This is a genomic window from Cohnella herbarum (assembly GCF_012849095.1).
Taxonomy (GTDB): domain Bacteria; phylum Bacillota; class Bacilli; order Paenibacillales; family Paenibacillaceae; genus Cohnella; species Cohnella herbarum.
The window spans coordinates 6,627,776-6,652,213 of sequence record NZ_CP051680.1 but is presented as its reverse complement, the minus strand read 5'-3'; the positions used below and the strand labels follow the sequence as shown (position 1 = coordinate 6,652,213).

The window sequence follows — 24,438 nt, the reverse complement described above, 5'->3', positions numbered from 1 at the left end:
CTAACTGTTAAGGGCATTTTTGTACTGGATTTACAGTTTAACAACGTTCTCCGCTTGTGGTCCGCGGTTGCCTTGTACCACGTTGAATTGAACGCGTTGTCCTTCGTCCAAAGTTTTGAAGCCTTCACCCGTGATCGCGCTGAAGTGCACGAATACGTCGTTGCCGCCTTCAACCTCGATGAAACCGAAGCCTTTGTCTGCATTGAACCATTTCACTGTACCTGTTTGCATGTAATTCACCTCCAACTTCTGTTGCCTCATGAACTTTTTTATTCATACGAATAAAAAATCCACAACATGGCGAGGGTTAAATTCAAAATTATAACCCTTTCCATTTTGTGAATCCAGGTCACGATTTCGATAGTTTTTACTATAACAGGTTCCTTCGTAAAAAGCAAACTTAATTAATCATCTTATGCCCTCATTCGCACAACTCCTTTACCGATGAAACAATGACCGGCAACGCCGAGTACTCAAGCGTTACCGGATATAGGATAAACCATTATTTAACGGAATATGCCGATGTTTTCGTCCGAGGGTAACCTGATCTGCAGCCGTTGCCCACTCCCCAACGGGAGAGACCGTATACTCCTGTCCGTCGCTCAGTTGGCCGCCGTTCAAGAGATCGAATACGCCTACCGCGCCCTTACGGACTGGAATTTATACTGGCCGTCAACTCGGTTCCCTCTACAACCCGCTGCGAAACCAATCCACGGTTTCGGCATCGCCGGTCGCGGGATCGAATATTTTCGTTGTCGCGGGAGGCGTCGCGGCCAGAACTTTACCTCCGCGTACGGCCCATTTTACAGCCGCTTGGGTTCGAACGCATTCGAAAGCGTCCGGCGCGTCCATAATGATTAGATTGGCAGGTCGGCCGGCGACGAGACCGTATCGATCTTCGCCCAAGCCTAAAGTGACGGCGCCGTTGACGGTTATTAAGTCTAGCGACCGCCGGATATCTTCGTACCCGAGCATATGGCAAGCATGCAGTCCCATATGAAGCACGGGCAACATGCCGGAAGTTCCGAGAGAGTAGAAGGCATCCAAGAAGTTATCATGTCCGAAGCTGACGTTAACGCCCGCTTCGAGCAACGGCTTAACCCTTGTGATTCCGCGCCGGACGGGGAAAGAGTCGAACCGCCCTTGCAAGCTGATATTGGACAGCGGATTCGCAACGATGCAGATTCCCGAACGCTTAATGACCCCGAATAACTTGGCCGCGTAAGCATTGTTATACGAGTGCATCGCCGTCACGTGGCTCGCCGTCGTTCGGCTGCCCATCCCTCTGAAGATCGCCTCGGCCGCGACGACCTCGATGAATCTCGCATGTTCGTCGTCCGTTTCGTCGCAATGAATATCGATGAAACGGTCGTACCGTTCCGCGATGTCGAACGTCGCCTTTACCGATTCGACGCCAAGCTCGCGCGTCATCTCGAAATGCGGAATCCCGCCGATCCCATCGGCTCCGATCTTAGCCGCCTCTTCCAACAGTTCCAAGGCACGCGCGCCGCCCATCAGACCCATCTGCGGAAAGGCAACCACTTGAATATCCATCCATGCCTTCATCTCGTCGCGGAGCTCCAGCATCGTTTCCAGCGAAGTCAGCTTCGGTCCGGACACGTCGGCGTGGATTCGAACGTGCTGAATCCCTTGCGCGGCTTGCCATTTGATCGTCTGAACGGCCCGGCGCTTGTAATCCTCCGGAGTAGCCGAAGCTTGCCGCTCGCCGTTGAGCTCGATGGCATCGAACAACGTACCGCTTCGATTCCAATTCGGCTCGCCGGCCGTCAGCGCGGAGTCGTAATGCAAATGCGAATCGATAAAGGGAGGCAACGCGAGTCCCCCCTCCGCATCAAGGACCTCTGCTCCAGCCTCCCCGATGCGAGGCGCTTCCCCCATCTTCCCGATTGCCGATATCGTCCGATTTTCTAACCGAATGAAATATAGCCCCTCTTGATCGCGAAGAGCCGCATTGACGATAATCATCTTCTTCCTCCTCCCTCGAACCGCCTTCCCGCTACCGGTTTGCCGTTAACCACAACCCATTCCCTCACTGGCGCGGAAGCCATCGCATGCTCCAGATTCATTGCGTTCACAAGCACGAAATCGGCGGCATCGCCGCCCTTCGGCGTAAGCGGCTTATCGGTTCCGAAGCGGTACGCGCCAAGCAACTGCTCGTCCTCGACCCAGTAACAGCGCTCCGCCAACCTGCCCAGACGTTCCAGCATGTCTCCGCTGCCGAACGGGGACCAAGCGTCCAGTACGTTGTCCGTTCCGACCCGAATATCTACGCCGATCGAATCCAACTGAGGGACATTCATCATCTGACGGTCGATCGGAACGCTTGTAATGACGGACACGCCTTGTTCCCTCAGCTTATGGCCGATGTCGGAGGACTCCGATTCGCTAATCTGTCCCAGTCCCCAAGCGTGGCTAACCGCAACGCGACCCTGCAGTCCGGATTGCTCCGTATATTCCGCCATCCGCTCCATTGTATAGACGCCAAGATGTCCCGGATCATGGAGATGAATGTCGACGCCCGCGTTATACTCGGTCGCCAAGCCGAACACTTGCTCCAAGCAAGGCTCGATCCCTCGATCCAGTCCGCCCGGATCTACCGCGCCAACCACATCCGCACCGCTCTGCATCGCTTCGCGCATGACGCCGTAAGAACGAGAGCGCAGCAGCCCCTGTTGCGGGAACGCCACGATCTCGATCTCCATGAGTCCGCGGTATTGTTCTCTTACTTTCAGTACCGCATCCAGATGCTTTAATCCGATGTCCGGATCCACGTCCACATGGGTTCTTATACGCGTCGTACCGTGGCTAAGCATCAAATCCAGCAAGATGCGAGCCCGCTCCTCCACGCTCCCGGTCAAGGAAGCCAACAACTCCTTTTCCCTCTGCAACTGATTAGGAAGCGAGTCGATTGTTCGGCGCGATCGCCAACGCTCCCCAATAAAATGTTTATCCAGATGACAATGCATATCGGCAAGGACGGGCATATAGAGCAGCCCTTCCGCATCCCATCCGTCCTCATCTTCTCGGGGGAACCGATCGCCGCGATCGATTCGAACGATTGTACCCCCGTCAATCTCCAGCGTATAGAGCTCCGGTCCGACACGCACTTGTCTTATTAACGTCTTCGACATCAAGAAAGCCTCCTATTAACATCCGAAACAACTTACACCCGCTGCTCCCTTACGTACGGCACTCCAAGCGATTCCGGTTGACCGTTCGGCCGATTGCGATTGCGCCAACCGACGAACATAAGCACGATTATCGTCGTGAGGTAAGGCATCATTTTCAGAAAATACGGCGGTATCGCGTTCTCGAGCAACTGCATCCGGAAGCCCAGAGACTCGAATGCCCCGAACAAATAAGCGCACAACAAAGCCCGAACCGGGTTCCATCTGGCGAAAATAATAAGCGCTACCGCAATCCAACCTCTCCCGGACGTAAGCCCGTCGTTCCAGCTCGGCGTAAACACGAGAATCAACGAAGCGCCGGCGAGACCGCATAACATCGAACCCGCGATCACGTGGGCATATTGATACCGAAATACCCGAATGCCCGCGGCATCCGAGGTCGACGGACTATCTCCAACGGAACGCAGATGCAATCCCCACGGGGTTTTAAACAAATAGAAGTGTATCATGATTACGGCAACAAAACTTACCCACACGAGCGCGTTGAGATGTCCGAAAACCTTTCCTAGCGCCGGAATGGCATCTAAACCATTCAAATGCAACACGGGAATCGAATTCGGAACTTGCTGTCCTCCGTAGGGCTTTCCCAAGTAACTGCTCAACCCTGTCGCGAACAGCGTAATGCCTAACCCCGCCACGATCTGATTCGCTTTCAGCGACACGCTTAAGAAAGCGTGCAATAACCCGAGGGCGCCGGCCGCCAGCATTCCCGCCGCGATCGAGAGCGTCAAGCTCCCCGTCGTTACGCTCAGGATATAGGCCATGACTGCCCCTATTAGCATCATGCCCTCGATTCCGAGATTAATGACCCCGGCGCGTTCCGACAATACTCCTCCAAGCGTGGCGAATAGCAGCGGAGTGCCGGAAGATATGGCTGCTACAAGCAGCGTCAACGTAAAATCCATATCAACGACCCCCGTCGCTCAAATTAGACCATGTAAACCTATACTTGCTTAGCACCTCGCCACCGATCAAGAAGAACAAGATAGAACCCTGAATCATAAGCGCCATGGATGAGGGAAGCCCGATCATCTGCACGCTATAACCGCCTACGATCACCGCGCCGCATAAGACGGAAGATAGAATCAAGCCGAACGGATTCAGCTTGGCCAGCCAAGCTACGATGATCGCCGTATAACCGTACCCCGGGGAGATACCGTACATCAACCGATGCGTGACCCCGGACACTTCGGCCATTCCGGCAAGCCCGGAAAGTCCGCCGCTAATGAGCATGACCAATATGATCTGCTTATTGATGCTCATTCCCGCATATCGCGCGGCAACGGGGTTAGCCGATAACAGCCGAAGCTCGTATCCCCAACTCATGTGCTTGGTGAAAACCCAATATAAGAGCACCGCGGCTAACGCGAACAGAAAGCCGATATGCAGCCTGCTGCCCCCGATAGAGGGCAATTGCTGCGCCAAAGTAAACATCGGCGAACCCGGAAAGTTGAACCCCTTCGGATCTTTCCACGGCTCGAACACGAGATAGTTAAGCAACAACAGCGCGACATAGTTCAGCATGAGCGAAGTGATGAGTTCGTTGACTTGAAAATGCGTCCGGGGAAGCGCCGTGAACAATCCCCAGATCGCCCCGGCAACGAACCCGAATACGACCATTAAGGGAATCGCCGCGATCGCGGGCAAATCCGGCCAGTAGATCGTAACCGCCGTGGCGGCGATCGCTCCGACGACCAGTTGCCCTTCGGCCCCGATGTTCCATACCGATATCCGGTACGCGATCGATACGCCTAACCCGCACAGTAACAAAGGGATCGCTTTAACAAGCGTTTCCCCGATGCCGTATGACGATCCGAACGCCCCGTCCAGCATTTTCCCATAGACCAGAAACGGGCTAATCCCGTTCATCGCGATGAAAATACCGCTAAACACCAGCGCGCAGCATACCGACATCAACGGAATCCACCACGCTGTTCTCTGTAACGTCGAATCTTTCCTCACGGATATCGCCCATCTGCCCCCGGGCAGCGCCACCGTTTTACCGCTCATACCGCCGCCTCCCGACTTTCCTTCATCCCCGTCATGCACAGCCCGATATCTTCCTTACGGGTTTGGTGCGGAATGAATTCCCCGTTAATCCGACCATTGAAGATGACCAACACTCGATCAGAAAGCTTCAATACTTCGTCTAAATCCTCGGAGATGAGCAGGATAGCCCCGTCCCGATTGCGCAGTTGGATCAGCAAGCGATGAACGCTTTCCGCCGCCCCTACGTCCAACCCTTGAGTCGGGTGAACGGCAAGAAGCAAATCCGGATGGCTATCGATTTCCCTCGCTAATAACAGTTTCTGTTGGTTCCCGCCGGACAGTTGACGAACGGAAGCTTCCACGTTAGGCGTATCGACGTTGTAGGCTTCCACGAGTTCGTTCGCCCACTCCCGATTGGCCTTCTTCCTAAGAAAACCGAATTTCCGACGTTCGGGCGAGCGATAGGATTTCATTAGCAGATTATCGGTCACGTCCAAACTTCCCGCCATCCCGATCTTCATCCGATTCTCGGGAACGTGGGCGACTCCCCTGCGAATCATGCCGTCGATGGAAGGCTTCCGTATTTCTTCGCCCTTGAACGCTAAGCGCCCCTCGAGCGACGGACGCATTCCGGCAATCACCTCGGCAAGCTCCTTCTGCCCGTTCCCGGCCACCCCGGCGATACCGACGATCTCTCCTTTGCATACGCGCAAATCGATGCCGCTCAACGCTCGTTGACCGTGATCCCCCTTAGCTTCGAGTCCCTCGATCTCGAGCAGAAGCTCTCCCGCCGGCTTACGCTCGACCGGAAGGGATGCCATAGGCTCGCGCCCCATTAACAGCCGCGCCAGCTCCTTCTCGTTAGTCGCATCGCGATTCATCGAATCGATCATGCGCCCCTTACGCATAATGGATATCGTATCGCAGGAGGCCATGACCTCCTTCAGCTTGTGCGTAGTCACGATGACCGTTTTGCCGCCTTGCTTTAATTGCAGCAAGGTCGCGTACAGATCCTCCGCTTCATTCGGAGTCAGAACCGCGGTCGGCTCATCCAGAATGATAATATCGGAGTGTTTGTACAGCGTTTTGACGATTTCCACCCGCTGCTGCTCCCCGACGGAAAGCTGCCAGATCGGCCGATCGACAGGAAAGCGAAGGCCGAATTGCTCGGCCAACGCTTCGATTTGTTCCTTCTTCCGTTTGAACCATCCGGAGCCTCGCCATAATCCGGCCGATTCTCCCAAGATAATGTTTTCCAGCGCGCTCAGGTTCTGTACCAGCCTGAAATTCTGATGGACCATACCGATCCCGGCTAACCCCGCATCATGAGGCGATCGCAGCTTAGCCGGTTTTCCGTGAATCCGTACCTCGCCTTCGTCCGGTCGGTACAATCCGAAGAGAATGCTCATCAGCGTGCTTTTCCCCGCTCCGTTCTCCCCGAGAAGCGCATGGATCTCTCCCTTCTTCACGAGAAAGTCCACTCCGTCCGTCGCCTTAACGCTGCCGAATCTCTTGGCTATTCCTAACATCTCCACTGCATGAACATGTTGCATACCGGTTCTCTCCTTTAGATGAAGGATCGCCATTCCAACCGCCGCGTTATTTAGGCAAAGTGCCTTCTACGCCTTTCACGAACCACATCATCTGCATGATGTCCTCGTCCTTCATGGACTCGCCTTCTTTGATCTTCACGTTGCCTTCCGTATCGGTCACCGGACCGACGAAAACGTTCAATTCGTCTTTTTGCATGAGCGCCTTTTTCTCGTTCACGAGACTCTTGACGTCCTCCGGCACTTTGCTGCCGTATGCCGCGAGATCCACCATTCCGTCTTCCAATCCGCCAAGGTAACTTCCGCCCTTCCAAGTGCCGTCCATGATTTCCTTCACGACTTTCTCGTAGTACACTCCCCAGTTCCAGATCGGATTGGTCAAGTAAGCGTTCGGCGCGTAGCTGGCCATCTCGGTTGAATTGCCCACGCCCCAGACTCCGCGTTCCTCCGCCACTTTGATCGTCGCGGGAGAATCCGGATACGACACAAGCACGTCTGCTCCTTCGTCCGCCAAACTCGTCGATGCTTGACGTTCGTTCGTCGGATCATACCAGGAATTGTTCCACACGACTTTAACCTTGACGTCCGGATTTACGCTCTGGGCTCCCAACGCAAACGCGTTGATGTTATACACGAGCTGCGGAATCGGGAAGGAGGCCAAATAACCGATAACGTTGCTCTTCGTCACTTTGCCGGCGGCAATGCCCGCCAAGTAGCTGCCATCCCAGTTGCGAGCGAAATAATTCCCCATATTTTCCCCGGATTTATAGCCAGCCGCGTGTAGAAACTTCACCTTCGGAAACTTCAGCGAAACGTTATAGGTGTAGTCCATATGACCGAAGCTCGTCGCGAAAATAATATCGTGATTCTGAGCCAACTCGGTCAGCACCCGTTCCGCATCCGCGCTTTCCGGCACGCTTTCCACATAGTCGATTTTCGTCCCTAGCTTTTCTTCTAAATATTTGCGGCCGCGATCATGCTCGTAAGTCCAACCTTCGTCCCCGACCGTACCTACATAAATAAATGCGATTCTCGGGATATCCCCGGCGGCGCCGGAACCGGTAACGGAAGCCCCGGTCGTTTCCGAGGATTGCTCGTTAGCCGCTCCGCATCCGATCAAACTCGTTATTACCATTAGAAGAACCAGTATTCCTCCAAACGTTCGTATGCCGTTTCTCATCGAATTCCCTCCACTTTTGTTGTCTCTATATGTTTAGAACCTGCGCATGGAAGCCGCAAGATGTTCTTCCCTTTCTTCTCCTTGCTGCATTTGCAGAAACAGGAAAGCCAGCCTCAATTGCAGAAGGTCATTCGACTTCTTGAAATCCATTTGCAGCGTATCGCTGATTTTCTCGAGCCGATAAGCCGCCGTATTGCGATGGATAAACAATTGTTTCGCCGTCTCCCCGACTTGAGCGTCGTTGAAAACATAAGTTTGCAACGTCTGCAGCATCTCCCGGTCGTACAACGAATCGGAATCTATCAACGGGCCCAGCACGTGATGACAGTATCGCCGCATCGATTCCTGAGGCACGAACTGGAAGAGGTGAGCCAGTTGGATCGTCTCGAAATGCAGCACCCGCTCGCTCATTTGCAGCCTTTCGCCGAGTTTTAACGTTTCCCAGCATTCCGAGAAGGCATCGGCAAGCCGATCCGGACGATTCTTCACCGAGCTTAAGGCGAATACCGGTTGAGCGTTACCGAAAGCTGCCGCCGGCGGCAGTCCGGATTTGAGCAAGGCGGCTAGTCCCTTGACGGCTCCCGCGCCGTCGGCCGGATAGATCGATAGAATCCCGTCCTCCATCGCGAGGTGATAGCCTTTGCGTTCTTTAATAGAAGGATTAAATTCAAGTTCCTGGCGAATCGCCTTCAAACCGGTCGCCCTATCGGCTTCGGACGCTCCGCGAAACACGCACACGGCGCATTGATAGTCGCCTTCGAAGACGCGAACGCCAGCCTTCTCCGCATAAGAGAGCAACGCATCGATCGGCGCTCCTTCCGTTAGGTACCTCATCAGCATCGCGTTTAGATCAAGATGCAAGAACGATTCGGAGTTTTTCACGAGCATGTTCCCGAGATAATAGGAAAGCATCTCGGCCGCTTGGTGGAACAAGCCCTCTTCCGCTTTGCTTAATAGAGGAGCCGCCGGCATGAACAATCCGAATCCGATCGTTTCGTCCTGGTGGACAAGCGGGATCCGCATCAACTGGACGCCGCCCCGGACAACCTTCAGCACTTGCGGCCCCCACGGCCAATCGCTCATCAACTCGCCGTCGGAGCATAACGTCGCGTTGAACAAAATGTGTCCCCTGCCGCCGATAACAGCCATCGGCAGTTCTATGACGGAAGCGATGTGCTCGAAGTAATTCCCTCCGTCGGTCTGCCTCAGGGCAAGCTGCATGAGCCGCTTTTGCTTGTCTAAGATCGTATGGAGAATGTCCGTGCTGCGGGATAACTCATCCTGAAACAGCCCGTTGATCTGATCGGAGAAGGTGAAGGGATAGGGCAGCTCGATGAGCGGGAATCCCAGACGATCCGCTTCGTCGACCAACTCCGTCGGCATCTCGCTCCAGAAACGGCCCAACTTAATGCCCAAACCGGCAGAACCGCTCCTCTTCAAGCTTCGAATCAGCTTAATCGCGTCTTCTAATTGGTCCTTAAAGACGTAAGCTGTAGTGAAGAACATGTCGCCTTCCTTCACCCAATCGATGAAATCCGGAGCGTCGATAATGTTGACCGACTTCAATATGCGCGACAGACCCGATTTACCCGCGACGAGTTTCCCCTCCGATAACGGATAGATCCCAAGAGCTTTTTCCACCGTGATGTGCATCCGATCCCCTCCATCGCCTCTCTGATAGTTCTGATTATAGGAAGTCCGCCCCTTAACAACAATGGTTTATGTAAACTATTATAACGTAAAATAACCCGATTAGGCCTTATTGTGCAGCGTGAACAAAATTAATGTTATATTATATAACATTTGAGGTGCTCTGAATGGTATGGGTAATATGGCTATCCCGTTGACTCAGGAGTATTCGGTAACTAATCAAGTTAACGGAACGGCGTTCCGTTAATGAGGGAGATTTATCGTTAGATTGCGGCTTAACGGAACGACATTCCGTTATATCGCAGACAATCGCCCCATTCTTTCAACAGTTAAAGAATTAACGGAACGACATTCCGTTAACGCGGAGGATTTACCGTCAGGGTGCGGCTTAACGGAACGCCGTTCCGTTATATCGCAGACAATCGCACCATTCTTTCAAGAGTTAAAGAATTAACGGAACGACATTCCGTTAACGCGGAGGATTTACCGTAAGGGTGCGGCTTAACGGAACGCCGTTCCGTTATGGCTATCGCCTGCCCTGTTGGATGGCGGCACATGTTCCTATCGAGCGGACAGAGAATCCGTTATCGCTCAATTTCGCGCTATAAAATACAGTGATTGAGGTAAATAAGCGCATCTGAGTCGGCAGCAGTGCTGAAAAACTAGATTTAATCGCAATTAGCGGATCTGTAGTCCGGCTGTCCGGCTGTCCGGCTGTCCGGCTGTTCGGCAGTTCGTTTGTTCAACTGCGCGACTATCAATTGTTCGGATGCACGCCATACAGTAAACTCCGGAAAGAAGCTTCCATTACATTACTCTGAGTAAGCTCTCAAGCACGGATGAAGAAATAGTGCCAAAAAGTAACGCTACAGAACCGACTCCGAGCACAGATGGGGCAATAGTGCCGAAAAGTAACACTACAGAGCCAACTACGAGCACGGATGGGGCAATAGTGCCAAAAAGTAACGCTACAGAATCGACTCCGAGCACAGATGGAGCAATAGTGCCGAAAAGTAACACTACAGAGCCAACTACGAGCACGGATGGGGCAATAGTGCCAAAAAGTAACCTTCATGATGTGACCATCGCCGCCACGAATGAAAATGGGTTCGTACGCATCATTCTTCTAAAAACCGTAAAAGTCGGCAACACAGATAGTAGAACAGATCAAAAGACGGTAGCGTATTGGTTAACCCGTAAAGTAACCCGTCTTATTGCAGTTGCGAGAGCTGCCCATTGTCTGACCAAGACGCGTATAAACTTTCACAATCGAGCTGCATGGTCTGTTCTAAATCGATGTTAGAAGGTGTATAGATGGATGCTTTACGAATCACCTGTGCGGGATTGGATGTTCATCAGAAGACGGTTGTCGCTTGTATCCTTACCGGTCCAATTGAAGGCAAGCCCAAAACGCTCATTCAGACTTTTGGGACGACAACAAAAGAACTGCTGCAATTGCAAGACTGGCTTGCGGAAAATAACTGCACTGAAGCAGCCATGGAAAGTACCGGCGTACTCTGGAAGCCGGTATGGAATGTCCTCGAGTCCACCTGTAAGTTAGTGCTCGCCAACCCACAACACATCAAAAACCTTCCGGGACGCAAAACAGACGTAAAAGACGCGCAATGGATCGCGCAACTACATCGGTGCGGATTGATTGAGCCAAGCATGGTTGCAACCCGGGAAATTCGCGAATTGCGGGACAAAACGCGTTACCGTCGCAAGCTCGTTCAGCAGTCAACCTCGGAAAAGAATCGTGTTCATAAAATTCTGCAGGATGCCAATATCAAGCTGACAACCTACATGTCCGATTTGTTCGGCGTCAGCGGACGTGCCTTGCTGGAGAAACTCATAGACGGCGAAGTACTGGAAGAAGACACGGTTCGCGATCTGGTGAAAAACCAGTTAAAGAAGAAAGTTAACCTGCTCATGGATGCACTGAACGGTAAATTGCTATACCATCATCGCGAGATGATCAAGTACCACATGGAACACTTGAAGTTTCTCGAAGATCAAATTGGGCGGCTAGAAGAGAACATTCAAGTGTTAGTGAAACCTTACCAAGAAGAGGTGAAATTGCTCGATTCTATCCCAGGTATTGACGAAATTGCAGCAACCACGCTTATGGCAGAAATTAGCCCGAATGCAGCAAACTATTTTTCCTCTGACGCCAAGCTTGCTTCATGGGTGGGCGTATGTCCTGGAAACAATGAGAGCGCAGGCGTTAAAAAGACGGCTAAATCACGAAAAGGAAATAATCAAGCAAAAGGGATCTTATGCCAAGCAGCTTGGGCCAACAGCGTGCACCAAAATCGAATCGGAGAATACTTTCGTCGAATTCGAAAACGAAGAGGCGAACAGAAAGCCGCTGTTGCTACGGCGCACCTCCTTCTTAGAATCGCTTATGCGCTACTCAAAAACCGAGTCGAATATGCTCATTTAGAACAGTCATTCTTCCAAATACCGACCGAGAAGATGACAGAGCGACTGACGAAGCAACTTCAACAACTAGGTTACCAAGTAGAGCTCAAGCTAACAGGAACTCAATAATTTTTTAAAAGCCAGTTAGTCAAAACATGGTGGTGGGCATTTTTTTCTACGACTGACCAATTAACATGCAATACTTATTTTCAAGTGCTTGAAGATACTTTGCAGGGTTTCTTCTAAATCGTCGACGTTTGGTGGTTTCCTCTAATCGACGAAACCATCTTTGCCGCTCGTTTTGGAATTCGGCATAGCTTACACTTTGAAGTCGTTCAATGAGATTGCTTTGGCGGAGTGCATCATCGACGAACACAACAAACTCTCCGGAGCGGACGATATATTCGTTCCAGCTTCGGAGTCCTGTCATCCTACGGTGTCGTGTCTTCGTTTTACGAAAAAATCTTTCGTGGTCATTATTCGTACGATGAAGATAAGGGTAGTCGTAACAGGTAAACAAACCCTTCCAAAACCCTTTTGTGTAACTCTTTAAATTAGATAACATCGGATGGTCGGATTCTTTTGAGTAAGTTACATCTAGCCATTGAAGTAAGCAATGCATATGGAACCGTACGGAATCGCTGCTTTGGTCAACTGTGGGATTGAGGACGGTGGCGACATGCTGTAGAGCGTATGACCAGCGCTTTACTTCTTCATACAATGAGCGATACTCTTCAAGTTTACTGAAAATTCTAAATACGTTTTGGAGTAGAGATGGCTCTTTTTTTACTCAGGCAGCTTAGCAGCGATGCCTGTATGACTTCGGATGTTTCAAACACTCGAATGCCTGGCAAATCTAAAGGAGGGTTCCCATCTTCAAGTAGTACCGAGCGCACAGCGGCTAGATAATCCTTCGCAATTTCTGAATCCTCGGAGTTGTCTTTAACCAGCTTCCGTTCAATAGCTCGGATTCCTCGGAGACTTTTCTTGATGCCGGTTTTTAATTTCCGATCCAGTTCTACAATGGGCTTGGCAATATCCTTCAAGTAATGATACTGGCAGTACTGATAGGGCACTTCAGGAAGCAGGGATTCCATGGCAAGCCGAATAGACTGTTGTCCGTCTGTCACGATTCCGATGATTGGAAATCCAAGATCGATAACGGGTTGAATAAGACTTTTTAGTTCTTCAGTAGAACTGCTTTTGACGTTCTTGGCGACAAGAATCGTTCCGCTGAATACTTCTCGAATAACATACAGGGTTTCATTACCTTTCTCTGGCTGCACACCATCCATCGAGATCATAATTCCTTTACGTAGATCGACAACCTGCTTAAGCTGTTCTTTTACAAATTCCGTTACACTTGAACGCAATAGCGTCAGATAACGCTCATAAAGTCTTTGGGCATTTCGCTCTGATGTGGCCACACCCCGTCCAGTTAGTTCTTCCGTGATCTCAGCTATGGTCATATGATGCTTGAAACGTAGCTGACCAACTAAAGCAAGCACGTCAAAACCATATGAAGTGTGCTTCATAGCCAGTGAATCTGCTTCCACTGATTTGTAGTAGGTTTTTGGAAATGAACAGCTTGGATTTGCGCATACATAAGCCATGCTCCAAGCTTGAATGACACCATGTAAGGTGGATATATTTTTCTTCCAAGCTGTGTGACTTCGTTTCAACTTTCCACCACATTGAACACAACAAGTAACTTCTGGTTTAGAGGTACTCCATTTTCGTATAAACGCTACAGAATCGACTCCGAGCACAGATGGAGAAATAGTGCCAAAAAGTAACGCTACAGAACCGATTCCTAGCACAGATGGGCAATAATGATGGAACAAACGCTATTTTCGTTTGAGCCAGTCTTGCTATTGAAATTGACGGATTCTTTATTGCCGTATATATAATCAACACTCTGTTCAACAACGCATTCTATCTCTGACTTTATGCACCATTCCTCTTCGTACCCTCGAAGTGTCGGATATGGATAGCCAGTAACCGTTTCCGCAATCTTCTAACGGCGGTTATCGTTTATATCGCGATTCGACGCGTGCGTATTGATCCATCCGATTTTATCAATAAGAAAAACCGTCCCCTTAGGAACGGTTTCCGCACACTTTCCTCTACCAACCCAATGCCATACCGTCGCCGCGTGGATCCGCAGCACCGTGCAAACAACCCTTTTCCCGGTCAATCAATATTCCCTGCGCCTGCCCCATTAATCCATCCCAATCCCCAACGCGTTCAACGAGATGGCCTTTGCCTCGAAGAAGCTCGATTTCCGAAGCCGGAATTCTCCCTTCCACCTTGAGAGTGTCGCTATTTTGTCCCCAAGTGCGCCCGTACACCCACCTCGGATTCGCGATCGCTTCTTGAATCGTATCCCCGTAATCCAGTACGCTTGTCAGAATCGACAATTGCGTTTGCGGCTGCCCTTCCCCACCCTGTGTTCCTAGTAGCAGATAAGGCGCTTCATCCTTGAAAACCATCGCCGGCATTAATGTATGAAAAGTGCGCTTACCCGGTTGCAAGCCGTTTACGTGCTCGGCGTCGAGCGAGAAGAAGGAACCTCTGTTCTGCATGATCACGCCTGTACCTTCCGGCATATAACAGGAACCGAAATCGAAATAGAGACTTTGGATAAAAGAAACCGAATTCCCTTCGCCATCCACTACGGCCGCATAGGCCGTATCCTGTCCCATCGCCGAAGAAAGCCTCTCTTCCGCCCGCTCAAGCGATATCTCTTCCGCTAGCCGTTCGGCATAGAATTTGGAGAGCAGACGATCCAAAGGAATATCGGCAAATTCGGGGTCGGTCAAATAGAGATCCCTGTCTCGAAAAGCCCGCTTGACGACCTCCGTCATGAGATGATAGTAGTCCGCCGATTGACGCGGGATTTCCTTAAGATCGAATTGCTCCAACATATTCATCATCATAATCGTAGTGAAGCCTTGGGAATTCGGAGGCATCTGGTACACGCGATAACCGCGATAATCCGTCGAAATGGGTTTCACCCATTGTCCGGTATGGGAGGAGAAATCCGACTCCGTGAGCAATCCGCCCGCTCGATCCATCTCCGCGATCATCCGTTTCATTAACCCTCCGCGATAAAAGGAGTCCCTCCCCTCACGTTGAAGCAAGCGCAACGATTCCGCCAGATCCGGTTGAGTAAGCACGTCCCCCAGATGCGGAGTTTTGCCGCCAGGCAGGAAGGTTCCCGCCATCGCCGGGCACGATCGAATGAGCCGTTCATCCCGGCATATCCATTCGCGGAGGTTACGCGAAATCGGAAAGCCCTTTTCCGCGTATTCGACCGCCGGCTCCAAAATTTGCTCCCAAGTCAGCTTGCCGTTGCCGGACCAAACTTCCCACCAAGCATCGACCATCCCCGGAACCGTTACGGCGCTAAGAATCCCTCTTAACGGTATGGAGGTTAGTCCCCGGTTCGCGAAATAAGGAATGTCCGCGCGACTTCCGGCTCTGCCGGTTCCGTTAAAGCCGATCAGTTGCTTGGACTCGGCCCGGTATAACATGAAAAAAGCATCTCCGCCCATTCCCGTCATATGCGGATAGACAACGCCTAAAGCCGCGCTGACGGCAACCGCCGCATCAAATGCATTGCCTCCCGTCCCAAGTATTCTTGCGCCTACCATACTCGCCAGATAATGAGGAGATGTAACCATCACATGCCGCGTAATCGGCGTCGCGTTATTCATTCCCCTACCGTCTCCTCCATTCACCGGACGCATTAAACGCATCGCATCGCGGGTTCCAACTCTCATTGGCATGTCGACTGAAACTCACTGAGATATCCGCTAACTCTATATCCGCATACCACCCGAAGCACGCTGAGGTTTCCTCTAACTCTCATCCGCATACCACCTGGAACTCACCGCGGTTTCCGCTACCAGCTTCCCTCTTTTGTATACGCGTTCTCTTTCCGACCGTCGGTAAAGCAAGCTCCTCACATCGTTTGCCCGACATACGACCAAATCCGCATCCGCCCCTATCCGCAAGCCATAACGTTCTAGTCCCAATGCAATTGCGGCACGTTTCGTGGCCATTTCGACCAGCACCTGCGCATCTTTCTTGCTCCCCATATGCGCGGTTTGCGCAATCAGCAGTCCGACATCCAGAGGATCCGCCGTTCCGAAAGGCGTAAAAGCATTCTGAATGTTATTGCTTCCGTAAACGACGTTAACCCCTTGCTCCAGCAGCAATTGAACAGGGGTAAGCCCCCGGCCGGCAACGAGACTGCCTCCGCGACCGTTTAAGAAGAGATCGGTCGTCGGCAAGCACATGACATGTATGCCCGCGTTCGCAATCGCATTCGCGATCGCTTCCGCCCGGACTCGAGGCACGGATCCAAGCGAAGTTAGATGGCCGACCGATACCCGGTTTCGCATATTGTATTTCTCGGCTGCCTTTACGACTTCCAGTATGGCCAACTGTTCAGGGCGGTCCGAGAAATCAACGTGAAGGTCTAACGGAAGACCATGATTTTCGGCTAAGCGGAAAACGAAATCGACGTGATCCTCCAAACACCGGTCGACATACGTGATTCCCCCAACGACATCCGCCCCCATCGTTACCGCCTGCTCCATTAAACCTTGCGTTACGTCGTCCATGAACAAGCCCTCTTGCGGGAAAACGACGATTTGCAGGTCGATGACGTTTTTAAGCCGCTTTTTAAGCGCTATCGTCGTTTCTATTCCGATTAAACCGATGACAGGATCCACTTCCACATGGCAGCGCATGTGCGTTACGCCCCGAATTACCGCTTCGCCGATCACCCTCATGGAGCGTTTCATAATGTCTTCGGCCGTAAAAGAACGCTTGAGTTCGCCCGACTTGGCGATCGCGCCCCGCAATGTCGTCACGTCGTCGGAAATTCTGTCGAGCAGCAGCGCTTTGTCGAGATGGATATGCGACTCTACTAAGCCCGTCAGCAGCACTTTTCCCTGAAGATCGATAGTCTCGTTTGCCTCCGGAACTTCAATCGAAGCCGCATGTTCGGCTAAATATACGATCACTCCTCCCAGAACCCCCACATCCACGAGCGTCGGATAGTCGGGATTGGAGCATTGCGTAAATAGAAGATCGAGCATGCTATCACCTTTTCGGGTTCATCTAGTCTAATTCTGACACTAAGAATAGTCAGATTATCAACCGAATCCGCAGAGGCGTCAAACCGTTAGGTTATGTTTTGTAACCTATAATAAGATTCGCGCACCTCTTTGTGCATGAACATGCAGGGAAGAGCTTATAGTCGGTTTTTTCGACTATGGCGCGGGGGTCGGCAGGTTTCCCGGCTTTATAGTCGGTTTTTCCGACTATGAGGCGGGGGTCGGCAGGTTTCCCGGGTTTATAGTCGGTTTTTCCGACTATGAGGCGGGGGTTGGTGGGTTTCCCGGCTTTATAGTCGGTTTTTTCGACTATGAGGCGGGGGTCGGCAGGTTTCCCGGCTTTATAGTCGGTTTTTTCGACTATGGCGCGGGGATCGACGGGCTTCCCGGGGTTAAGATAAACAAAAAAAATCCCCAACCTGCTGTGACAGCAGCTCGAGGAGCCTATCCTATCCTCCGGCTATAATCTTTCGGCTTTAATCTTTTAATGATAATCTTTCATTCATAATTTTCCATCTATGATCTTCTAGTAATAATCCTCCAGCAATCCTCTTCCCGCTAACCCTTTCGCTAGCATCTCTAGCTCCTTATCCGCCGGATACCAATTGCATCACGAACAGTTTGTCGCCGGGACGGAGCGGGATGTCCAGATCATCCAACCAATCGATATTGTCCTTGTTGTAGCATAACAGCACGTGTTTCCTAACCTCGCCGTTTTCATTGTACACGTGACGCTTAAGCAACGGATAATCGGAAAACATGCGGTCCAGAGCTTCCCGCAGCGTATCGGCTTCCAGCGGAAACTTCGCCCGTCCTCCCGTACAATCCGTCAGCAATCCCGGTACGCTGGCTTCAATCCTCATCCGCATCCTCCACGATCCACGGCTTTACGCATAGAATCCGCGACAGTTGACCCGGCAAGCGTTGCCAACTGACTCCCCGATCCAAAGAACAGAACAGTTCACCGGACGTCGTACCGAAATAAACGCCGTAAGGATCAAGAGAATCGATCGACAACGCATCCCTCAGCACGCTGACGTGACGTTTCTCCTCGGGCAGAACGTCGCCTATCGGCAGCCATTCCGGCTCGTCCCGTCGCCTTCGGTAGACGAGCAGCTTTCCATCTCTCATCGACCTCTGTTCCGAGCTTTCCAGCGGAATGATGAACAGATCCCCGGTAGGCGATACTCCGAACGGGAATCCGAACGGCTCATCCCCTTCCTTCAGGACCAGCCCTTCTTCGAAAGGCGTCCAGCTATCCCCGCCGTCTTCGGATTTAAACACTCCGCAATGCTCTTGCATATACAGGATGTTAGCGTTGTCCGGATCGGGCGCCATCTTATGGATGCAATAGCCGATCTCTTCGTAAGGCTGTCCTGTGGGCACCCTTGCAAGACCCGCATTGCGGGCCTGCCACGTCTCTCCTCCGTCATCCGATCGAAACACGCCGACCGACGACATCGCCACCCAAATTCTTTCCGGCCGGTCCGGATCGACGACGATCGTGTGCAGACACATGCCTCCCGCGCCGGGAAACCAACCCGGACGCGTAGGATGGCTCGTTAACCCGCTTAATTCTTTCCACGCGATTCCCCGATCGCGACTGACGAACAGTCCCGCTTCCTCGACGCCGGCATACAGCGTGTCCGGTTGAGACGGCGCGCCTTGGACAAGCTGCCATATCCGGTTGAGCGAGAAGCCGCTTTCCTCGGAATAGCTTGGGCCGTCCTCGATCTGCGTCCACGATTTTCCGAAATCGTAACTCGCGCGAATGGACGGTCCGTATGCCGCATGCGAAGTTCCCGCGAACAGAGCATGTCCGTTACGACTATCCCCGAGTACGCTATAGACCTCCCACCCGTTCAAATACGGACCGCTAAGCTCCCAATTCAGCCTTTCCTTATTCGAGGAATAGACGAACACGCCTTTGTTCGTACCGACTAACAGCTTCACCTTGGTAGCCACGAAAAATTCCCTCCCGATTGGATATCTTCCATATACATCCATTCGCCATTTCGTTTCTGATTCCTCCGTAATTCGTATATGTCCTCTTAATAATTTACTGTATACTGGCTATAGAATGGAGCGTGCACGCAAAATGAAAACAACCGACAACACGATCGTCCGGTCGGTCTGCCCTTTCGACTGTCCCGACACTTGCAGTTTACATGTAACAATGGAAAAAGGCGTCATTGCATCCATAGACGGAAATCCCGATCATCCGGTGACCCAAGGCGCCATTTGCAATAAGGTCCGTCATCTTAAGGAAAGAGTCTATCATTCCGACAGGCTCATGCATCCGATGCGCCGCGTCGGTCCCAAAGGGACGCTCGAATTCGAACGCATCAGTTGGGAAGAGGCTTACGGCGAAATCGTTCACCGGTTGAAAAGCGCCATAGCGGACAAAGGAGCGGAAACGATACTGCCCTACAGCTTCTACGGAAATATGGGCATCCTCAATGCGGAAGGAATGGATCGCCGTTTTTTCCATCGGCTTGGCGCAAGCCAACTGGATCGGACGATATGCAATGCGGCCGGATCGGCCGGTTATAAATACACGATGGGAGCTGCCGCGGGTATTGATCCCGAGGATACCGTGCATTCGAAATACGTGCTCGTCTGGGGCTGCAATCTCGTTTCGACCAATATGCATCAAGTAATGTATTTGAACGAAGCCCGCAAGAGAGGCGCCAAAATCATTCACATCGACGTACACCGGAACCGAACTTCCGTATGGGCCGATGAATTTATTCCAATACTGCCCGGGACGGATACTGCGCTCGCTCTTGGCATCATGCACGTGCTTATCCGAGAGAAATTGACGAACGAAGAGTTTATCGAAAAATATGCCAAAGGCTACGAAGAGTTGGTAACCCAAGCGAAGCTATATCCTCCTTACCGCGTTTCCCGGATTACGGGAATTCCGGAGGAGGTCATCGTCAAGCTAGCATGCGATTACGGCAATGCGTCGCCGTCCTTCATCCGTATTGGAAACGGGCTACAGCATCATGATAACGGCGGCATGGCGATTCGCGCGATTACGTGCTTGCCGGCGCTGACCGGGCAATGGGGCATTCTCGGTGGCGGAGCGATTAAAGGAAACAGCCATTATTCCGCGCTAAACAGCTTTAAGCTGGAACGTCCCGATCTGATGCCGGATCGCAACGTTCGCACGATCAATATGAATCGGCTAGGCGAAGCTTTACTCGCGGCGGAACCGTCCGTCGATTTTCTTTTCGTCTACAACAGCAATCCCGCGGTGGTCGCACCGGATCAGAATCAAGTCAGACAAGGCTTGATGCGAGAAGATTTGTTCAGCGTCGTACATGACCTGTTCCTGACCGACACCTGCATGTATGCGGATATCGTTCTGCCTGCCACGAGCCACTTCGAGAACCCCGATTTGTACGCGTCCTATTGGCACTTATACTTGCAACTACACGAACCGATCATCGCGCCGATGGGCGAATGCAAATCCAATTTCACGTTATTCAAGGAACTCGGACTGCATATGGGCTTCGAGCCGGACACGTTCGATATTACGGAGGAGCAGATGATCCGCCAGGCTCTAGATCGCAACACTCCATACTTGGCTGGACTCACTTACGAAGAGCTTCAACGGGAGGGATGGGCGAAAATGAAACTGGATCGTCCCTCGCTGTTCCCGGATCGGATTCCTACGCCGTCAGGTAAAATCGAACTTTACTCGGAAGCGATGGAGCGAGTCGGTCTTCCTCCCGTGCCGGAGTACGTGCCGATCAAGGAGCCGGAAGATTATCCTTTCCTCCTCGTCACCGGACCTAATCATAGCTTCATTAACTCTACCTTCGGAAATCAAGACCGGCTTAAGAAGCTTGAGAAGCAGCCGACGGTCGATATGAACGCCAAAGATGCCGCAGCCCGGGGGCTGCAGCATGGGGACCCCGTTCGCATCTGGAACGATCGCGGGGAATGCCGCCTTGCGGTTAAAGTTGCGAATAACGTACTACCCGGCGTCCTCGTCACCCAAGGCTTATGGTGGGAGCACGGCAACGACGGCGTTCAAGCCGTCAATTCCCTGACCTCTCAGCGCCTATCCGACATGGGCGGCGGGGCGACCTTCTTCTCGACTCGAGTCGAGATTGAGAAGATCAAATATTAAGCTCTTTAACGACGCTCTCCCATTCGCTGGGGGTAGCGTCTTTGTTTACGACGATAACTTTACCCGCGCCCCAGGACTTGCGAAGCAGCACCGGTTCCTCCGTTGCTGGACGTACAATAAACGAGGACAGTCCGAACAACTCCGAGTAGATTCGCGGAATCTCATCGAGGAATACGTTCTCGGCATTCTTCTGGAACAGATCCGAAGTGACGACAAGGGCGCCCCCGTTGTCCACGAATCTCAAGAACGCGTCTTCCAACGCACGATCATGGACAATGTGCAAAGGTACGATGAGCGTATGGAGCCCCTCCACTCCATCTGCATCCCATACAATCCGGTGAGATTCATTTTCCCGATACAGACTCTTGTATACCGTGTCGATTACGTAGTTCGGATAATGCATCCGGTGATGGATTTGCGCTCCCCAAACGCTGATCGTATAGACCCATGAGCTCTCGAAATCGAAAAAGAGACCTACACCCGATTGAACGAACGGCACGACTTTCGTTACCGATACGGAATCTCCCGAATACGAAGACGACCACTCTTGCAGCACTCGATAGCTGTCGGTCGGTTCGCCCGTCAATGTGACAAGCTCCTGCAAACCCTGTTCCTGACCGAACGGGAACGGCTTGAACTTGAACACGGTAAACCAATCGCACCCTCTGCCCCGCAGCTGTTCCATTCCTTCGCGTAAGTTTTTTACGTTAGGACCGTACTCCATGAACCACGAAGCTCCCGGCTTTAAGCTATAGTTAAAGTCCGCGTAGAAGGCGATTTCGTGTAAATGCTCGCTATAGAGATCGATTCCGGCAACGTCCAGATCCCGCACCAACTCCGGCCAATGTACGTTATCTCCCCAATTCAGCGGGAAACGATTCGTCGTAATCGGACGGCTCTCGCCGACGTTATGTTGCCGGATTAGTCGAATCTGCTCGCGGCTATATCGAACGATCGCATCCGAGGAGAACCTCGAATATTCCATCTCCAGGCTCGGATTATTTTTCAACCACAAGTCCGCCTTGTATTTCTTCGGCGTAGCGATCTGATCGAACCGCTGATATTCCATCGACCAGAATACGTTACCCCATCGCTCGTTAAGCTCATCTATCGTATCGTACTTCGCCTTCATCGCATTCTGGAATGCTGCCTTACAGTGATCGCAATAACACCGCTTCTGCTCGCCGCCGAATTCGTTGTCCAGTTGCCATGCAACGACGTTGGCATTACTCCCGTAACGGATCGCCATCCGTTCGACGATTCGCAGAGAGTAATGAAGATAAGGGGGAGAATTATAGCAACGATGCTGCCTCGCCCCGAAGACGTTGCGACGCCCTTCCTCGTCTACCGGAATCACATCCGGAAACTCCTCCACCAACCAAATCGGCGGACAAGCCGTCGGCGTGCATAGAATCACCTCCAGCCCGTATTCCTCAGCCAGCGTTATGAATTGATCCAGCCACTCCCACCGGAACTCCCCGTTATTCGGCTCCAGCCTCGACCACGCGAACTCCGCAATCCGTACTCTTTCTATGCCTGCTTCTTTTATTTGCTCTAAATCACGATTCCACTGCTCCCGCTTGTTATGCTCCGGATAATAGGCTACTCCCAGCTTCATCTCGCGCACTCTCGCTTTCCTTGACTATATATGCCGCCAGTCTTGTCAGATCGCTCTAGTACTCTCACGGCTGCACCTTCCATTATCCATCTCGCAACGCGCTTCGGGATATAAGACTATTTGATCCTTCGTTGTCTTTTCATGCCGAGTTTGCGAATTTGAATTCGAATTTCAGCCTCGGGGCGGAGATCACTTTCATTCTTGCGAAGCTTCTGCCCCTTCTGAAATTTTCCGTAAAATTCAGGGAGAACAACAACGGGATCGTCAAAAAGGGATTTCGAAAGGAAGCGATTCATTGATGAGCAATCCGCCTGTTTCTGGACCATCGATTCTGAGCAACCGTTTCGCGCAAACGATTATCGTCTCTGCTTTGTTTTTGCAAATCGGGGTATGGGTGAGAAATATCGCTATCCTGTTTTACGTAATCGACATGACCGGCGGCGACTCATTGGCCGTTTCATTCATCTCGGTCGCGGAATATGCGCCGATCTTCATTTTTTCGTTTATCGGAGGGACGTTGGCGAAACGCTGGCGGCCGAAAAAGACTATGGTGCGGTGCGACCTGTTAAGCGCGGCATCCATTCTCGGGGTGTTGTTCGCGATGGAGAACGGTTCATGGAAAGCGGTATTCTTCGCAACGTTGGTCTCGGCGATATTGTCTCAATTTACGCACCTCTCCGGTATGAAGTTATTCAAACTGCATGTGCCTGAACATTTAGTGCAGAAGGGAATGTCAGTGTATCAAACGTTGTACGCGGTATTTATGATCTTCGGACCGATCGTCGGCACGTTCGTTTATCGGAACTTCGGCATCGAGACTTCAATCGGTATAATGGGCGCTTCCTTTCTGATATCCGCCGCATTGCTGGCTATCCTGCCCAGCGATCGTCAAGATGATGGGGAAAAACAAAACTCGCATATATTAGAAGATGTTAAGGCAGAGTATCGCTACGTGCGGTCCAGCATCCTATTTCGCAAACTCGGTGGCGTATGTATCGCAGCGGGGCTCGGCCTTGGCCTGATTCAGCCGCTGGCGATTTTCCTCATGACGGAAAGGCTCGGAAGAGCGGAAAACGATTTGCAATGGTTTCTATTGGTCAACGGCGTTACGATGATTATCGGCGGCGCGATGGCAATGAGCTTGGAGATTATCGGCAGCGGCCTCTCGACGGAGTACTGGCTGACGCTGGGACTTCAATTCATTAGCGGATTCTTGTTCCCGTTCATCCATATCGGAATGAACACGAAGATTATGCGAAATAGGCAGGAATCGTTCATCGGTAGGGTCAACCGCATTCTGACTCCGCTGCTCATGGGATCAATAGTCGTTACGATGATGCTGTCCGGCATCGTCAAGAACGCGATCTCGCTCGTTCCGTTGTATGCGGTCGCCGGTCTATTCTTCCTCGCAGGTTTGGTGATCATCATTCCTCTATTCATGATAAAAAGCGGTATTCCGCTAGAATCAGGGAATACCGCCAGTCGCTGACCGAGGAACAACGACACATCGACCGTCAGCCGAGCCACGACATCGATAGACTTTGCTCCCGA

Annotated in this window: 18 protein-coding genes; 3 read left to right on the top strand and 15 right to left on the bottom strand. The window is 51.8% G+C overall.

The annotated features are described in order from the left end of the window. Nucleotides 1-30: 30 nt before the first annotated feature. From HH215_RS28135 to HH215_RS28100, 8 genes are all read right to left on the bottom strand, one after another. Nucleotides 31-231 (bottom strand): cold-shock protein, encoded by a 201-nt coding sequence (locus HH215_RS28135; RefSeq protein WP_041059099.1) that lies wholly within the window; start codon nt 229-231, stop codon nt 31-33. A 456-nt stretch (nt 232-687) separates the two neighbouring features. Next, nucleotides 688-1,986, bottom strand: coding sequence for a cytosine deaminase (codA, locus tag HH215_RS28130; RefSeq protein WP_169282910.1), 1,299 nt, complete (start codon nt 1,984-1,986; stop codon nt 688-690). Beyond that, nucleotides 1,983-3,152, bottom strand: coding sequence for an amidohydrolase family protein (locus HH215_RS28125; RefSeq protein ID WP_169282909.1), 1,170 nt, complete (start codon nt 3,150-3,152; stop codon nt 1,983-1,985). Before HH215_RS28125 ends, codA begins: the two co-directional genes overlap by 4 nt. Before the next feature lie 32 nt (nt 3,153-3,184). Next, complete coding sequence (locus tag HH215_RS28120; protein ID WP_169282908.1) at nt 3,185-4,114, bottom strand: ABC transporter permease; 930 nt, start codon at nt 4,112-4,114, stop codon at nt 3,185-3,187. Nucleotide 4,115: 1 nt separating this feature from the next. Beyond that, nucleotides 4,116-5,219: an ABC transporter permease gene (locus tag HH215_RS28115; protein WP_169282907.1), complete on the bottom strand. Its 1,104-nt coding sequence runs from the start codon at nt 5,217-5,219 to the stop codon at nt 4,116-4,118. Then, nucleotides 5,216-6,751, bottom strand: a complete 1,536-nt coding sequence (locus tag HH215_RS28110; protein ID WP_169282906.1) for an ABC transporter ATP-binding protein — start codon at nt 6,749-6,751, stop codon at nt 5,216-5,218. The genes HH215_RS28115 and HH215_RS28110 overlap by 4 nt, the downstream gene beginning before the upstream one ends. A 46-nt stretch (nt 6,752-6,797) precedes the next feature. Then, complete coding sequence (locus HH215_RS28105) at nt 6,798-7,928, bottom strand: BMP family ABC transporter substrate-binding protein (RefSeq protein WP_169282905.1); 1,131 nt, start codon at nt 7,926-7,928, stop codon at nt 6,798-6,800. A 33-nt stretch (nt 7,929-7,961) separates the two neighbouring features. Then, nucleotides 7,962-9,581 carry a PucR family transcriptional regulator gene (locus tag HH215_RS28100; protein ID WP_169282904.1) on the bottom strand — a complete coding sequence of 540 codons (1,620 nt, stop codon included), beginning with the start codon at nt 9,579-9,581 and terminating at the stop codon, nt 7,962-7,964. Nucleotides 9,582-10,892: 1,311 nt separating this feature from the next. Between HH215_RS28100 and HH215_RS28095 the strand changes: the two genes are divergently transcribed. Beyond that, a complete protein-coding gene (locus HH215_RS28095; RefSeq protein WP_169282903.1) occupies nt 10,893-12,128 on the top strand; it encodes an IS110 family RNA-guided transposase in 1,236 nt (411 codons plus the stop codon). Between the two features lie 623 nt (nt 12,129-12,751). On the opposite strand, the gene HH215_RS28090 is transcribed toward HH215_RS28095, so the two are convergent. From HH215_RS28090 to HH215_RS28065, 6 genes are all read right to left on the bottom strand, one after another. After that, nucleotides 12,752-13,681 (bottom strand): transposase, encoded by a 930-nt coding sequence (locus HH215_RS28090; RefSeq protein ID WP_254450250.1) that lies wholly within the window; start codon nt 13,679-13,681, stop codon nt 12,752-12,754. A gap of 444 nt (nt 13,682-14,125) precedes the next feature. After that, complete coding sequence (gene ggt, locus HH215_RS28085; protein WP_169282902.1) at nt 14,126-15,718, bottom strand: gamma-glutamyltransferase; 1,593 nt, start codon at nt 15,716-15,718, stop codon at nt 14,126-14,128. Nucleotides 15,719-15,862: 144 nt separating this feature from the next. After that, the gene (locus HH215_RS28080) at nt 15,863-17,110 is read right to left on the bottom strand and encodes an amidohydrolase family protein (RefSeq protein ID WP_169282901.1); all 1,248 of its coding nucleotides are present in this window, start codon (nt 17,108-17,110) and stop codon (nt 15,863-15,865) included. Nucleotides 17,111-17,201: 91 nt separating this feature from the next. Continuing rightward, nucleotides 17,202-17,546: a hypothetical protein gene (locus tag HH215_RS28075; RefSeq protein WP_169282900.1), complete on the bottom strand. Its 345-nt coding sequence runs from the start codon at nt 17,544-17,546 to the stop codon at nt 17,202-17,204. A gap of 169 nt (nt 17,547-17,715) precedes the next feature. Continuing rightward, nucleotides 17,716-17,991, bottom strand: a complete 276-nt coding sequence (locus HH215_RS28070) for a MoaD/ThiS family protein (RefSeq protein ID WP_169282899.1) — start codon at nt 17,989-17,991, stop codon at nt 17,716-17,718. Then, a complete protein-coding gene (locus HH215_RS28065; protein ID WP_169282898.1) occupies nt 17,981-19,093 on the bottom strand; it encodes a WD40/YVTN/BNR-like repeat-containing protein in 1,113 nt (370 codons plus the stop codon). Before HH215_RS28065 ends, HH215_RS28070 begins: the two co-directional genes overlap by 11 nt. Nucleotides 19,094-19,226: 133 nt before the next feature. Here HH215_RS28065 and HH215_RS28060 point away from each other — a divergent pair, with 133 nt between their 5' ends. After that, nucleotides 19,227-21,269 (top strand): molybdopterin-containing oxidoreductase family protein, encoded by a 2,043-nt coding sequence (locus HH215_RS28060; protein WP_169282897.1) that lies wholly within the window; start codon nt 19,227-19,229, stop codon nt 21,267-21,269. Here the strand turns inward: HH215_RS28060 and HH215_RS28055 are convergent. Further along, nucleotides 21,259-22,887, bottom strand: coding sequence for a beta-galactosidase (locus HH215_RS28055; RefSeq protein WP_169282896.1), 1,629 nt, complete (start codon nt 22,885-22,887; stop codon nt 21,259-21,261). The two genes, HH215_RS28060 and HH215_RS28055, sit on opposite strands and share 11 nt — an antisense overlap. Before the next feature lie 298 nt (nt 22,888-23,185). On the opposite strand from HH215_RS28055, the gene HH215_RS28050 reads away from it, so the two are divergent. Further along, nucleotides 23,186-24,376, top strand: a complete 1,191-nt coding sequence (locus HH215_RS28050; protein ID WP_169282895.1) for an MFS transporter — start codon at nt 23,186-23,188, stop codon at nt 24,374-24,376. Nucleotides 24,377-24,438: the final 62 nt, after the last annotated feature.

Excerpts from the sequence above, each read along its gene's own strand:
- HH215_RS28135 (WP_041059099.1), bottom strand. The coding sequence starts at position 231 with ATGCAAACAGGTACAGTGAAATGGTTCAATGCAGACAAAGGCTTCGGT.
- codA (WP_169282910.1), bottom strand. The coding sequence starts at position 1,986 with ATGATTATCGTCAATGCGGCTCTTCGCGATCAAGAGGGGCTATATTTC.
- HH215_RS28125 (WP_169282909.1), bottom strand. The coding sequence starts at position 3,152 with ATGTCGAAGACGTTAATAAGACAAGTGCGTGTCGGACCGGAGCTCTAT.
- HH215_RS28120 (WP_169282908.1), bottom strand. The coding sequence starts at position 4,114 with ATGGATTTTACGTTGACGCTGCTTGTAGCAGCCATATCTTCCGGCACT.
- HH215_RS28115 (WP_169282907.1), bottom strand. The coding sequence starts at position 5,219 with ATGAGCGGTAAAACGGTGGCGCTGCCCGGGGGCAGATGGGCGATATCC.
- HH215_RS28110 (WP_169282906.1), bottom strand. The coding sequence starts at position 6,751 with ATGCAACATGTTCATGCAGTGGAGATGTTAGGAATAGCCAAGAGATTC.
- HH215_RS28105 (WP_169282905.1), bottom strand. The coding sequence starts at position 7,928 with ATGAGAAACGGCATACGAACGTTTGGAGGAATACTGGTTCTTCTAATG.
- HH215_RS28100 (WP_169282904.1), bottom strand. The coding sequence starts at position 9,581 with ATGCACATCACGGTGGAAAAAGCTCTTGGGATCTATCCGTTATCGGAG.
- HH215_RS28095 (WP_169282903.1), top strand. The coding sequence starts at position 10,893 with ATGGATGCTTTACGAATCACCTGTGCGGGATTGGATGTTCATCAGAAG.
- ggt (WP_169282902.1), bottom strand. The coding sequence starts at position 15,718 with ATGAATAACGCGACGCCGATTACGCGGCATGTGATGGTTACATCTCCT.
- HH215_RS28080 (WP_169282901.1), bottom strand. The coding sequence starts at position 17,110 with ATGCTCGATCTTCTATTTACGCAATGCTCCAATCCCGACTATCCGACG.
- HH215_RS28070 (WP_169282899.1), bottom strand. The coding sequence starts at position 17,991 with ATGAGGATTGAAGCCAGCGTACCGGGATTGCTGACGGATTGTACGGGA.
- HH215_RS28060 (WP_169282897.1), top strand. The coding sequence starts at position 19,227 with ATGAAAACAACCGACAACACGATCGTCCGGTCGGTCTGCCCTTTCGAC.
- HH215_RS28055 (WP_169282896.1), bottom strand. The coding sequence starts at position 22,887 with ATGAAGCTGGGAGTAGCCTATTATCCGGAGCATAACAAGCGGGAGCAG.
- HH215_RS28050 (WP_169282895.1), top strand. The coding sequence starts at position 23,186 with ATGAGCAATCCGCCTGTTTCTGGACCATCGATTCTGAGCAACCGTTTC.